The 13,369-nt window shown below is 68.6% G+C and carries 12 protein-coding genes and 1 pseudogene; all 13 read left to right on the forward strand.

The features are described 5' to 3' along the window. Positions 1–57 precede the first annotated feature (57 nt). The 13 genes and pseudogenes from FXO19_RS16720 (at position 58) to FXO19_RS16780 (ending at position 13,351) form a co-directional block, all read left to right on the forward strand. Positions 58–1,116 carry a pilus assembly protein PilM gene (locus FXO19_RS16720; protein ID WP_149196254.1) on the forward strand — a complete coding sequence of 353 codons (1,059 nt, stop codon included), beginning with the start codon at positions 58–60 and terminating at the stop codon, positions 1,114–1,116. Then, positions 1,116–1,772: a PilN domain-containing protein gene (locus tag FXO19_RS16725; RefSeq protein ID WP_149196255.1), complete on the forward strand. Its 657-nt coding sequence runs from the start codon at positions 1,116–1,118 to the stop codon at positions 1,770–1,772. The genes FXO19_RS16720 and FXO19_RS16725 overlap by 1 nt, the downstream gene beginning before the upstream one ends. Continuing rightward, on the forward strand, positions 1,769–2,428 hold the full coding sequence (locus FXO19_RS16730; RefSeq protein WP_149196256.1) for a type IV pilus inner membrane component PilO: 660 nt from the start codon (positions 1,769–1,771) through the stop codon (positions 2,426–2,428). Before FXO19_RS16725 ends, FXO19_RS16730 begins: the two co-directional genes overlap by 4 nt. Before the next feature lie 22 nt (positions 2,429–2,450). After that, entirely contained in the window at positions 2,451–2,969 is a 519-nt protein-coding gene (locus FXO19_RS16735) for a pilus assembly protein PilP (protein ID WP_255516480.1), read from the forward strand. Between the two features lie 14 nt (positions 2,970–2,983). After that, the gene (locus FXO19_RS16740; protein ID WP_425481492.1) at positions 2,984–4,921 is read left to right on the forward strand and encodes a type IV pilus secretin PilQ; all 1,938 of its coding nucleotides are present in this window, start codon (positions 2,984–2,986) and stop codon (positions 4,919–4,921) included. A gap of 46 nt (positions 4,922–4,967) precedes the next feature. After that, positions 4,968–5,885: a hypothetical protein gene (locus FXO19_RS16745; RefSeq protein ID WP_149196258.1), complete on the forward strand. Its 918-nt coding sequence runs from the start codon at positions 4,968–4,970 to the stop codon at positions 5,883–5,885. 53 nt (positions 5,886–5,938) lie between these two features. Further along, positions 5,939–6,202, forward strand: a pseudogene (locus tag FXO19_RS16750) (type IV pilus secretin PilQ); the annotation flags it as partial. Positions 6,203–6,374: 172 nt separating this feature from the next. Further along, complete coding sequence (locus FXO19_RS16755; protein WP_149196260.1) at positions 6,375–7,373, forward strand: AAA family ATPase; 999 nt, start codon at positions 6,375–6,377, stop codon at positions 7,371–7,373. Between the two features lie 57 nt (positions 7,374–7,430). Further along, the gene (locus FXO19_RS16760; RefSeq protein WP_149196261.1) at positions 7,431–8,420 is read left to right on the forward strand and encodes a DUF58 domain-containing protein; all 990 of its coding nucleotides are present in this window, start codon (positions 7,431–7,433) and stop codon (positions 8,418–8,420) included. Further along, the gene (locus tag FXO19_RS16765) at positions 8,417–8,869 is read left to right on the forward strand and encodes a DUF4381 family protein (protein WP_149196262.1); all 453 of its coding nucleotides are present in this window, start codon (positions 8,417–8,419) and stop codon (positions 8,867–8,869) included. The genes FXO19_RS16760 and FXO19_RS16765 overlap by 4 nt, the downstream gene beginning before the upstream one ends. Then, entirely contained in the window at positions 8,866–9,933 is a 1,068-nt protein-coding gene (locus FXO19_RS16770) for a vWA domain-containing protein (protein WP_149196263.1), read from the forward strand. Before FXO19_RS16765 ends, FXO19_RS16770 begins: the two co-directional genes overlap by 4 nt. Then, positions 9,930–11,681, forward strand: coding sequence for a VWA domain-containing protein (locus FXO19_RS16775; RefSeq protein WP_149196264.1), 1,752 nt, complete (start codon positions 9,930–9,932; stop codon positions 11,679–11,681). The genes FXO19_RS16770 and FXO19_RS16775 overlap by 4 nt, the downstream gene beginning before the upstream one ends. Further along, positions 11,678–13,351, forward strand: a complete 1,674-nt coding sequence (locus FXO19_RS16780) for a BatD family protein (protein WP_149196265.1) — start codon at positions 11,678–11,680, stop codon at positions 13,349–13,351. The genes FXO19_RS16775 and FXO19_RS16780 overlap by 4 nt, the downstream gene beginning before the upstream one ends. Positions 13,352–13,369 lie beyond the last annotated feature (18 nt).

A 13,369-nucleotide genomic window follows, 5' to 3' on the forward strand; every position in this document is an offset into this window, starting at 1 on the left:
TATTTAATGCGCCGGGGCACGTTGCGCGTCTAAGCGCCCGTGACAAAGGGGAAAATCGTGGGGCTAATCACAAAAAGCCAGTCGCCGCTCGTAGGCGTCGACATCAGTTCGACAGCGGTCAAGCTTCTGCAGCTGTCGCGCTCGGGCGAGCGCTATCGGGTCGAGCACTATGCCGTCGAGCCGCTGCCGCCCAATGCGGTGGTCGAGAAGAACATCGTCGAGGTCGAGGCGGTCGGCGAGGCCATCCGCCGCGCGATGTCGCGCTCGGGCAGCAAGGCCAAGCATGCCGCCGCCGCGGTGGCAGGCTCGGCGGTCATCACCAAGGTGATCCCGATGCCGGCCGACCTGGACGAGGAGGAGATGGAGTCCGCGGTCGAGCTGGAGGCGGTGAACTACATCCCGTACCCGATCGAGGAGGTGAACCTCGACTTCGAGGTGCTCGGCGCGATGCCGGGCAACGCCGAGATGGCGCAGGTGCTGCTGGCCGCGTCGCGCTCGGAGAACGTGGAGATGCGGGCCTCCGCCCTGGAACTCGGCGGACTGTCCGCGCGGGTGATGGATGTCGAGGCCTTCGCCATCGAGAACGCCTACGCGCTGCTGGCGGGCACCCTGAACACGCCGCATGACGGCATCGTCGCGCTGGTCGATATCGGCGCCACCATGACCACCCTCAACATCCTGCGCAACGGCCGCAGCATCTATAGCCGCGAGCAGGTCTTCGGCGGCAAGCAGCTGACCGACGAGGTCATGCGTCGCTACGGCCTCAGCTACGAGGAGGCAGGCTTGGCCAAGCGCCAGGGCGGCCTGCCCGACAGCTACGAGATCGAGGTGCTCGAACCCTTCAAGGAGGCCCTGGTGCAGCAGATCAGCCGCCTGCTGCAGTTCTTCTATGCCGGCAGCGAGTTCAACCGCGTCGACCAGATCGTGCTCGCCGGCGGCTGTGCCTCGATCCCCGGGGTCTCCGAGATGGTGGAAGAGCAACTGGGCGTCCAGACCGTGGTCGCCAATCCGCTGGCGCAGATGACCCTCGGTGCGCGCGTGCAGGCCCACGCGCTGGCGCAGGACGCGCCGGCCCTGATGATCGCCTGCGGGCTCGCACTGAGGAGCTTCGACTGATGGCGAGGATCAACCTGCTGCCGTGGCGCGCCGAGCGCCGCAAGCAGCGACAGAAAGAATTCGGCGTCATGCTCGCCTTTGCCGCCGTGGTCGGCGTGCTGGCGTGGTTCCTGGTGAACACGTACTACAACGGCCAGATCGAAGGCCAGCAGGCGCGCAATGCCTACCTCGATCAGCAGATCGCCCAGGTCGACGAGAAGATCAAGGAGATCGACGAACTCGACCGACAGCGCGCCCGGTTGCTGGCGCGCAAGGAAGTGATCGAGGAGCTGCAGGCCAGCCGCTCGCAGATGGTGCACCTGTTCGACTCGCTGGTCCGCACGATTCCAGACGGCGTCATGCTGACCACGCTCAAGCAGGAAGGCCAGAAGCTCACCCTGGAAGGTCGGGCGCAGTCCAACGCCCGGGTCAGCACCTACATGCGCAACCTGGAGGGCTCCGGCTGGATGACCCGTCCCGACCTGTCGATCATCGAGGCCAAGGCGGCCGATGGTGCGGCGTTCAACCCGGGCCTGCCCTACCAGTTCCGTCTGTCGGTGACCCTGGCCAGCCCGAATGCGGCGGCCGAGGGTGAGGAAGGTGTCGACGGCGACGTGGACAGCGAAGCCGGTGAAGCCGCCGATACCACCGCAGCCGCAGAAGGAGCCGCCTCGTGAGCCAGAAACGCAAGGTGTCGCTGCGCGAGCTCGACTTCAACAATGCCGGCTCCTGGCCGCGCGAGTACAAGATCGGCTTCTGCGTCCTGCTCGGGCTGCTGATCTTCGGATTGCTGTGGTGGCTGTTCGTGCGCGACAAACTCGGCCAGCTCGAGGGGCTCGAGCGGCAGGAAACCGAGAAGCGCGCCGAGTTCGAGACCAAGCAGGGCCGCGCCGCCAACCTCGAGCCGCTCAAGCAACAGCTGGCGCAGATGGAGCAGCAGCTGCAGCAGATGCTGCGACAGCTGCCCAGCCGCACCGAGATGCCCGACCTGATCGTCGATATTTCCCAGACCGCAATCGCCACCGGCATCCAGAACGAGCTGTTCCAGCCTGGTCCGGAAACGCCCAAGGAGTTCTACGCCGAGAAGCCGATCGCGCTGCGCATGCAGGGCTCCTACCACCAGTTCGGTGCGTTCGTCAGCGGCGTGGCCTCGCTGCCACGCGTGGTGATCATGACCATGCACGACATCTCGCTGCAGCCGCGCGGCGGCGGCGCAATCCGCCCGGGCGCCAACCTGGAACTGGCGGGCACGGTGAAGACCTACCGCTATCTCGACGAAGAGGAAACGGCCGAGCAGGAAGCGGCGGCGACCGACGCCGGGGGAGGGCACTGACATGCGCATGAGTCGAAACACAATGCGCGGCATGGTCGCGGCGGCGCTCGCGGTGGCGCTGGCCGGTTGCGGCCGCGACATCACCAGCACCCCCGGTGACGCACCGAATCTCGAGGAGTGGGTGGCCAACGTGCGTGCGCAACCGGCGCCGCCGCTCGATCCGTTGCCGGTGATGCAGCAGTTCGAAACCTTCGAATATGCGGCACAGGGACTGCGTGACCCCTTCAGCGACGCCTTCACCTCGGACGCCGGCGGCAGCGGGCCGCGCCCGGACTCCGACCGGCGCAAGCAGCCGCTGGAGGAATTCCCGCTTGACAGCCTGGACATGGTCGGCACCATCGGCCAGGGTGGTGGCCTGGTCGGACTGGTCATGGCCCCCGACAAGGTGACCCACCGCGTCCGGGCCGGCGACTACATGGGCCAGAGCGACGGTCGCATCACCTCGATCGCCGAGGATCGCATCGAACTCGTTGAACTTGTGCCGGATGGCGCGGGCGGCTGGCTGGAACGCCCGGCGTCGGTTGCGCTCGAAAACAATTGATTAGGGGAAGGATGATGATCGTTAGCAACGCGCAAGGCCCGCAATCGACGCGACGTGTCCTGCCGATCCGCACTGCCGCGCTCGGACTGGTGGCGGGCCTGCTGGCCGCCACCGCCGGCGTGCATGCCGCGCAGCCTGCGACCCTCGCGCCGTATGTCGCAATGGCGCAGGCGGCGCCGATCTCGGCCAACGATCCCGCCAAGCAGATTCCCGGCGCGGTCGCGGTCGACAAGATCGATTTCAAGCGCGGCGAGGGCGGCTCCGGCAAGCTGATCCTGCGCTTCGACGGCGAAGGCGCGGCCCCCGACATGAGCACCCAGGGCAGCAGCGTGGTGGTCGACGTCGGCAACGCCAACCTGCCGGCGTCGCTGCAGCGGCCGCTCAACGTGACCGACTTCGCCACGCCGGTGCAGCGCATCGACGCGATGCAGAACGGCACCGGCACCCGGATCGTGCTCAGCGCGCAGGGCGCGTTCGAGCCCATGGCCTACCAGAGCGGTCGCGAGTACATCGTCGAGCTGGTGCCGCGGGCGGCGCAGGCACAGCGCGCGGTCGGTGCGGCTGATACTGCCGTCGCGGCGAGCCAGGCGTCGGCCACGGCCCCGGGCGAGCGCGCCTACAGCGGCCGGCCGGTGACGTTCAACTTCCAGGACGTGCCGGTACGCACGGTGCTGCAGCTGATCGCCGAGGAGTCGAACCTCAATATCGTCGCCTCCGACACGGTGCAGGGCAACGTCACCCTGCGCCTGATCAACGTGCCGTGGGACCAGGCGCTGGACATCGTGCTGCAGGCCAAGTCGCTGGACAAGCGCAGCAGCGGCAACGTTGTCTGGGTGGCGCCACAGTCGGAGATCGCCAAGTTCGAGCAGGACAAGGCGGATGCGCGCCTGGCGATCGAGGAGCGCGCGGAGATGGTCACCGAGTACATCCCGATCAGCTACGGCAACGCCGAGGACATCGCGGGGTTGCTGACCGACGAGAGCAAGACCAGTTCGGGCGGCGGCGGCGGTGGTGGTGGCGCCAGCAACAACCGCGGCTTCCTGTCCTCGCGTGGCAGCCTGAGCTTCGACCGCCGCACCAACACCTTGCTGGCCATCGATATCCCGCAGCGCGTGGCGGAGATCAAGCGGCTGGTGATGATGCTCGACAAGCCGGTCGACCAGGTGATCATCGAGGCGCGGATCGTGATCGCTAACGAGTCGTTCGCGCGCGACCTTGGCGCTCGGTTCGGCGTCCGCGGCGTGAAGGACCGGCTGATCGCCTCCGGTTCGATTGACGCAAATCAAGGCCTCATCAAGAATGCGGCCGAGGCCGAGCCAGGCGATTTCGTCGCGTGGGGCGACAATGCGTTGAACAACGACTTCAGCATCCGCAATCTCAATCCCGGTTCGATCGCCTTCACCATCCTCGGCAACACCATCGACTGGGACCTCGAGCTGCAGGCCCTGCAGCAGGAGCAACGCGGCGAGGTGATCTCCAATCCGCGCATCGTCACCAGCAATCAGAGGGAAGCGGTGATCAAGCAGGGTCGCGAGGTGGGCTACCTGACGGTCACCGGCGGCCAGAGCAACAACGTGCCGACCGTGCAGTTCAAGGAGGCGCTGCTGGAGCTGACGGTCACGCCGACCATCACCAACGACGGCCGCGTGTTCCTGGCCATGAACGTGAAGAAGGACGAGATCGAGGACATGACCGAGATCGTCGGTATCGGCGAGATCCCGAACCTCGCCAGGCGCGAGATCACCACCGCGGTGCTGATTGAGGACGGCCAGACCGTGGTCATCGGCGGCGTGTACGAGTTCAGCGAGCGCAGCTCGATGTCCAAGGTGCCGTTTCTGGGCGACCTGCCGATCCTGGGCAACCTGTTCAGGACCAAGGGCCGCTCCAAGGCCAAGGCCGAGTTGTTGATCTTCGTCACCCCGCGCGTGCTGCGGGTGGCACAGCGATCATAAAAATTTCCTCCGCCGTAGATAATTCATCGTGAAAAGGAAATCCAATATGAAAAATATAACGGTTGTGTTGTTTGCGGCATGGATTTTTACAGGTCCTCTTCATGCTGAAGATGGGTTATATCCAGCTACGGAAGGTTTCGAGGCAAAAGCAGTGTCTTGCACGACAGGGTCTTGGAGCGCTTATCCGGGGGGATATATTGCAAGCAAACGCTGCGATGGCAAAAACGTCGCGGGCGTGGGAACCGCGTTGACTGCTGCTCAAGCTAACGCGGTAGAGTTTGGTGAAGTTGGAGCGTTGGGGGGGAGATACTGCAATTACCCAGCGATTAGCCCGAAAGCTGGCGGGTATCTTGTTACCTTTTCCTGTCAGCCGCAATTGTCGAGAGAAATTAGTGGGCTAGGTCAAACGTTGACTGATGCAGGAATAAATGCAGCCGGATTTGGTGAGGTCAACGCGTTAGGTGGGCGTAGCTGCAAGCTATACGATTCGGACGTTAAAGATTTTCCGGGTGGGTTTGTCGCGACATTCCAGTGCGCTGGATCGGTCCATCTACCTATCAGCGGGGTGGGGGCGAATTTGACCGACGCTGGTAAAAACGCACTAGGTTTTGCCCGTGTTGAAGCGGAAGGTGGACATCGTTGCACTTCGTACACGTCTTACGTTGAGTACTTTCCTGGTGGGTATCTGATTAAGTTCTCATGCCCCGGCGCAACTCGAGTGAACGTGAGTGGCGTTGGGACTACCTCATCTGACGCTGCCGCCAATGCGCTCGATTTTGCTATGTATGAAGCAATGGGTGGGCGCGAATGTGAAGCCTATTCCTCTGGTGTTAAAATAGTTGCCGGTGGATACGAAGTACGCTTTTCTTGTGGTTCAGGCACAGTCACAGGATATGGTAGTACTGCAACTAAGGCCGGCCAGGATGCTTTTGTGAAGGCGCTCGCTAACTGGCCAATTAACTAAGAACTTGAAAATGTGGCCTAGGCGTTGCGCGCGCAACGCCTAGGCCGCATATCCTGAATATGAACGTGAAGGACGAGATCGAGGACTTCACCGAAATTGGCGGCTTCGCGGTGCGGTGCCCAATCTCGCCCGCGAGATCACTACCGCGGTGCTGATCGACGACGGTCTACGAGTTCCAGGACCAGCAGACGATATCGAAGGTGCCGTTCCTCGGCGACATCCCCTGTTCAAGACCCGCGGCAAGTCCAATAGCAAGGCCGAGCTGCTGATCTTCGTCACCCCCGAAGGTGCTGCGGGTGGCACAGCGCGCCAACTGAGCGCGGGGCGCTGAAATGACACGATGACGGGGCCCTGAAGGGCCCCGTCATCGTTTTGGAAGCCCGACGGCCGGCGCTGCGAACGCAGCCATGAACCTCCGCGACCGGTTTCGGTCAAACTGCGCCTGACGCACGCCGCGTCGCCGTTCACAGGATCATCGTTCACACCACTATGGATATCCCTGCCCGCAACGACGAGGTGTCGCGCCTGCATGACGCCTTCTGCGCCCTGCGCGACGATCTGTCTGCCGAGATCGTCGGTCAGCAGGCGCTGATCGAGCGGCTGCTGATCGCGCTGCTCGCCGATGGCCACCTGCTGGTCGAAGGCGCGCCAGGCCTGGCCAAGACCAGTGCGATCCGCGCGCTGGCGGCGCGCCTGGAGGCCGATTTCGCCCGCGTCCAGTTCACGCCCGACCTGCTGCCCGCGGACCTGACCGGCACCGAGGTCTGGCGCCCGCAGGATGGCCGCTTCGAGTTCCAGCCCGGGCCGATCTTCCATCCGCTGCTGCTGGCCGACGAGATCAACCGGGCACCGGCCAAGGTGCAGTCGGCGCTGCTCGAGGCGATGGGCGAGCGCCAGGTGACGGTGGGGCGGCACACGTATCCGTTGCCGCCGCTGTTCCTGGTGATGGCGACGCAGAACCCGATCGAGCAGGAGGGTACGTTCCCCTTGCCCGAGGCGCAGCTCGATCGCTTCCTGATGTACGTGCGGATCGGCTATCCCGATGTGTCCGCCGAAACCGAAATCCTGCGGCTGGCACGCGAGCGTGCCCGCGCCACTTTGCAGGCGACCGAGGCGGTTCCGAGGCAGCTACCGCTCGGTGATGTCTTCGCCGCGCGTGCGGCGGTGCTCGACCTGCACCTGGCGCCGCAGCTGGAGCGCTATCTGATCGAACTGGTGCTGGCCTCGCGCGACGCGGCGCGTTACGACGCGGCGCTGGCGCGACGGATCGCCTGGGGCGCCAGCCCACGCGGATCGATCGCGCTGGAGCGCTGCGCGCGCGCGCGCGCTTGGCTGGCTGGCCGCGACTACGTCACCCCCGAGGACGTGCGCGAGGTGGCCCCCGACGTGCTGCGCCACCGCGTGCTGCCCAGCTACGAGGCGACGGCGGAAGGTTGGGACGGCGAGCGGCTGGTGGCGGAGCTGCTGGAGAAGGTGCCGGTGCCTTGAGGGCGGTGATTGGTGATTCGTGATTCGCAAGAGCACGAAACGGCAAAGGGTCCACAGATGAAGATCGCGTTTGCCAGGACGGGAAGAACGGAGCTCGCCGCTTCTCGCGAGGCCGAGGCTTTTTCGAATCACGAATCACGAATCACCAATCACGACTTCAATCACGGCATCCGGCCCTCGCTCGCCGAGCTGGTCGCGCTGCGGGCGATGGCGGCTGCGCGGCGCGTGCCGCGGCGGGGCCGCCACGGGGCCTCCGGTCCGGCGCCGTCGGCGTTGCGCGGGCGCGGCATGGAGTACGCCGAATCGCGCGAGTACGCGCCGGGCGATGATGCACGACACATCGACTGGCGGTTGACCGCGCGCAGCGGTCGTCCGCATACCAAGCTCTACCAGGCCGAGCGCGAGCGCCTGACCCTGATCGTCGCCGACACCGCGCCGGCGCTGTACTTCGGCACCCGCGTGCGCTTCAAGTCGGTGCAGGCGGCGCGCGCCGGCGCGATCGGCGCCTGGGCCGCGGTGCGCGACGGCGATCGGATCGCGGCGCTGCGGGGTAGCGCCGCCGAGGCGCCGGTGCCGCCCGCCGCCGGTCCGCGCGGCGCCCTGCGCGTGCTGGACGCGCTGGTGCGCTGGTACGCGCAACCTCCCGGCGATGATGCCGGACTCGATGTCGCGCTCGGCCATGCCGGCAGGCTGCTGCGCCCGGGTTCGCGGCTGCTGGTGCTGGCCGACCCGGCCAGCATCGCCACCGTTCCCGCACGCCGTTGGCCGGCGCTGGCGATGCACGGCGAGGTGGTCGTGCTGCTGCTGACCGACCCGCTCGAGAGTGATCCGCCGCGCGCGTCGTTGCCGTTCCGCAGCGGACAGCAACGGATTGAACTCGATCTGGGTATCGCCGCGCAGCGGCAGCGCTGGCGCAACGCCTTCGAAGCGCCGTTGCGTACCGCGCTGGCGACCTTGCCCACGCGCGGTGTGCGCGTGCAGGCGCTGTCGGCCGATGACGCCAGCGATGCCTGGCTGCCGATGTTCTCAACACGGGGAACGGCGTGAGCGCGCTGGTGCTGCGCGACATCCACGAACCGCCGGCGCCATCGTGGTGGCCACCCGCCCCCGGCTGGTGGCTGCTGGCGGCACTGCTGCTGGTGATCGTCGCGGCGCTACTGTGGGCCTATTGGCGTCGGCGCCAGCGCCGGCAGGAGATGGAGCGCCTGTTCGACGCCACGGTCGACGGTGCGCCCACGCCGGCCGCTGCCGTCGCCGCGATCTCCGAATTGCTGCGCCGCGCCGCGCGGGGGCGCGAGCCGGGAGCAGAGGCGCTGGACGGAGACGCATGGCTGCGCTTGCTCGATCGCGGCGCGAAACAGGCCGCGTTCGATGGCGAGACGGGCCGGCTGCTGCTGGAAGGCGGCTATCGCCGTGACGTCGACGCCACACAGCTGGCGCGCCTGCGTACGGTCGCGCGGGCGCGGTTTCTCGAGTGGACCACGGGTCGGCCATGAGCGGCGACGCCTGGTCCTGGCCGCCCTTCGGGCTCGACGGCTTCGCCTGGCCATGGATGTTGCTGGCCTTGCCGTTGCCGTGGTTGTTGCGTGCCCTGCTGCCGGCGGCGCGCGGCGGCGGTGCCGCGCTGCGGGTGCCCTACGGCGAGCGCCTGCGCACGATCGCCACGGCGCGAGGGCCGGCGCGCGTCGGCGGCGGCCCTGCCTTGTGGATCGGCGCGTTGGCCTGGGCGCTGCTGTGCGTGGCCGCGGCGCGGCCGCAACAACTCGGCGAGGCGGTGCAGCCGCCGCAGGCAGGGCGCGACCTGATGCTGGCGGTGGACCTGTCCGGCAGCATGGCCGAGGAGGACATGCTGCTCGGCGATCGCATCGTCGACCGCCTCACCGCCGCCAAGGCGGTCATCGCCGATTTCCTCGACCGGCGTGCCGGCGATCGCGTCGGCCTGCTGGTGTTCGGGCGCCGCGCCTATGCGGTGGCGCCGCTCACGCTCGACCGCGATTCGGTACGCGAGCAGTTGCTCGACAGCGTGATCGGCCTGGCCGGGCGCGAGACCGCGATCGGCGATGCGATCGGCCTGGCGGTCAAGCGCCTGCGCGCCGAGACCGACGGCGCCGAGGCCGGCGAGCGCGTGCTGATCCTGCTCACCGACGGCGTCAATACCGCGGGCCTGCTGGAGCCGGTCAAGGCCGCGGAACTCGCACGGGACGCCCGGGTGCGCATCCACACCATTGCCTTCGGCGGCGATGGCGGCGAGCTGTCGATGTTCGGCTTTCGCGTGCGCGGGTCCGGTGGCGGTGAGGAGATGGACGAAGCGACGCTGCAGCGCGTCTCGGCGATGACCGGTGGGCGCATGTTCCGCGCCCGCGACACCGCGGAGCTCGCCGGCATCTACGCCGAGATCGATCGTCTGGAGCCGGTACAGCGGCCGGCGCAGTCGGTCCGCCCGCGCGTCGAACGATACTACTGGCCACTGGGACTGGCGTTGTTGCTGGGGCTGGATGCGCTGCTGCTGCCGCGGCTGCGGCGCTGGCGCCGGTCCGGCCCGGCAGGGGCCCAGGCATGAGCGGCCTGTTCGGTGAGCTGGCATTCCTCCGTCCGCATTGGTTGTGGGCGCTGGCGGCGCTGCCGGTCCTCGCCTGGTGGTGGCGGGCGCAGCGGCAGGCGCGAAGCGTCTGGCGCGACACTGTCGACCCGCACTTGCTGCCGCATTTGCTGGAAGCGCGGGCGGGCAGGCGCGACATCGTCGGGCTGGCGGTGGCGCTGTTGGCGTTCGCGCTCGCGGTGCTGGCGTTGGCCGGCCCGAGCTGGCGCCACGGCACGCAGCCGCTCTGGCAGTCGAGCATGCCGCTGGTGATCGCCGTCGACCTCTCCAGCGCCGCCCTCGCCAACGACCTGCCGCCGTCGCGGCTGCTGCAGGCGCGGGCCAAGATCGACGCGCTGCTGCGCGAACGCGCCGGCGGACAGGTCGGACTGGTGGCCTTCGCCGAGGATGCATTCACCGTCGCGCCGTTGACGACCGACGCGGCCAACGTCGCGCTGTTCATCGACGCGTTGTCGCCGGAGATCATGCCCGTCGACGGCAGCCGACCCGGACGCGCGATCGACTGGTCGGCGCGGCTGCTGCGGCGCGCCGGGTTCGACAGCGGCGAGATCCTGCTGCTGACCGGCGGCGCCGACGCCGAGGCGCAGCGCGCGGCGGCCGCCGCTGCCCGCGACGGCTATCGCGTCTCGGTGCTGGGCCTCGGCAGCATCCGCGGCGGGACCTATCGCGGTGCCGACGGACGTATCCTGCGCGCGCGACTGGAAGCGGACGCACTGCGCGCGCTGGCGCGCGCCGGCGGTGGGGGCTATGCAGGCATTGCTGCCGGCGACACCGACCTGCGCGCGCTCGGGGTGCTGGATGCGACGGCCACGGCCGGCACTGCCCGTGGCGGCCGTGCCGGCGTCCGGCTCGACGACGGTTATTGGCTGCTGTTGCCGCTGTTGCTGCTGGCCGTGTTCGCGTTCCGTCGCGGCGGCGTCCTGGGTGCGCTGCTGCTGTGCCTGTGGCTGCCGCCGCCGCCCGCAGCCGCGCAGCCGCCGTCGCCGTCGCCGTCATCGGCAGCGGCACAGCAGCCGCAGGCCGGTGGCCTGTGGCGCCGCAGCGACCAGGCGGAATATTTGCGGATGCGCAGCGGGATCGAGGCATTCCGCAACGGCGACTTCGCCGCCGCCGAACGCGCCTGGCTTGGATTGTCCGGCGCCGAGGCCGCGTACAATCGCGGCAATGCGCTGGCGAAGGCCGGCCGCTATGAGGAGGCCATCGCCGCCTACGACCAGGCCCTGCAGGCGCAGCCGGGAATGGAGGACGCGATCGCCAACCGGCAGGCAGTGGAAGCGGCGATGCAACGGCAGCCGCCGTCGGGCCCGCGCGCCGATGCCGACGGCGAGCAGCGCTCCGGGCAGCCACCCCAGGCTCCGCAGGACGGCGAGCCGCAGCAGGAGCCGTCCACGGAGGAGGGCGACGACGCACCGGGTTCGGGCGACCGTCCAGACGATGCCGAGCAGCCCCCCGAGCCTGCGGACGCGCAGTCGCAGCAGCAGGCCGACGACGCGCAACGCCAACGCATGCGCCAGGCCAGCCAGCCGCGGCAGGTCGGCGACGAGGAACGCACCGCCGCCGCGGAGCCGGCGGAAACGTCCGAGGCGCGCGAGCAGCGCGAGGCCAGTGAAGCCTGGCTGCGGCGGGTGCCGGATGATCCCGGCGGCCTGCTGCGCGCCAAGTTCAAGCTCGAGCACGAACGTCGCCGGCGTGAAGGAACCGATCGATGATGCCGCGGAGCCGAGGCCTGTCGCTGTTGTTGCTGTCGCTGTGGTCACTGCTGCTGCCCGTCATGGCGCAGGCGCAGACCCGCGCCTGGCTCGACCGCGATCGGGTGGAACTCGGTGAGACCGCGACGCTCAACATCGAGACCGACCAGGCCGGCGTAGACGCGCCGGACTGGTCGCCACTGGACCGGGATTTCGCGGTCAGCGGACATACCAGCAGTCGCCGGATCGAATCCGTCAACGGCCGCACGCAAGCCCGGGTGCTGTTCGCCGTCGCGCTGCAGCCGCGGCGCGAAGGCCTGGTCACGGTGCCGGCACTGCGCGTCGGCAGCGAGCGTACCCAACCGCTGACCATGACCGTCAGCCCGGCGAGCACCGCGCCGGCGCGCGCCGGTGCGGTGACTTTCATCGAGGCCGAGGCCGATAGCCAGCAGGCCTACGTGCAGCAGGCGATCGGCTACGTGCTGCGCCTGTACTACGCCACGCCGTTGGTGTCCGGGCAGCTCGAGCAGCCGCAGCCCGAAGGTGCATCGCTGCAGCGCATCGGCAACGATCTGCAGTACAGCCGCGACATCGACGGCCGCCGCTACACCGTGGTCGAGCGCCGCTTCCTGTTGATTCCCGAGCGCAGCGGCACGCTGACCGTTCCCGGGGCGCAGTTCCGCGGCCGCGGCACCGGCAGTTTCTTCGACGACGTGTTCGGCGGCGGTGGCTCACGCACCCTGCGCGCCAGCGGCGCGCCGCGGTTCCTTGAGATCGCGCCCATCCCCGACGGTGCCCCGCAACCGTGGCTGCCGTTGCGCGGACTGGACGTGCGCTATCTGCAGACGCCGCAATCGGCCCGTGTCGGCGAGGCCGCGACCGTGGTCATGGAACTGCGTGCCGACGGCGCGACGGGAGCGCAAATGGTCGCGCCGGACCTGCAGGTGGACGGCGCCCAGGTCTTCGCCGAACCACCGGAGATCGAGGAGCATTTCGATCGTGGCCGTCCCCAGGTCCGGCTCACGCGCCGTTTCTCGATCGTGCCCGCGCGCGCCGGCCGGCTCGAGGTGCGAGGCCCGCAACTGCAATGGTGGGACGTGCGCGCGGGCAGCGCGCGCACCGCATCGTTGCCCGACTTCGCCCTGGAGGTGGCGGGCGAGGCTGCGCCGCCGGTGGATACCGCACCGACCGCGCCGGCGGCCGCCGCGAGCGGCGACGATCAAGGCTGGATCCGTGTGCCCGGCGTGCAGGGCGAAGTGCGGCCCTGGGCGGTGGCGACGGTACTGTTCGCGTTGCTGTGGCTGGGCACGCTGATGTGGGCGCTGCACCGGCGCCCGACGGCAAAACCCGATCCGTCGGGAGCCGCGACGCCGCCTGCCGACAGCGCGTCCGATGCAGCGCGGCTGCGGCGCCTGCGGCTCGCGCTGGACACCGCGGATCTGGGCGAGGTGGGGGATGCGCTGTGCGGTCTGGCATCGCCGCCGGCAGCGGACCTGGATGTCTTGCGGGCGCAACTCGCCGATCCGGCCCAGCGTGCGGCGATCGATGCGCTGCAGCGTGCACGCTGGGCGGGCGGCGATGCCGCGGCGGCGCGTTCCGCCGTGCGCGAGGCGTTCGCTGACGGCCTGCGCCGGCCGCCGGCCGCGGCATCCGCCAGGCCGTCGCCGCTGCCGCCGCTGTATCCCAACTGATTTTCCAGGGCGGTCGTA

The organism is Luteimonas suaedae (assembly GCF_008312895.1).
Classification (GTDB): domain Bacteria; phylum Pseudomonadota; class Gammaproteobacteria; order Xanthomonadales; family Xanthomonadaceae; genus Luteimonas; species Luteimonas suaedae.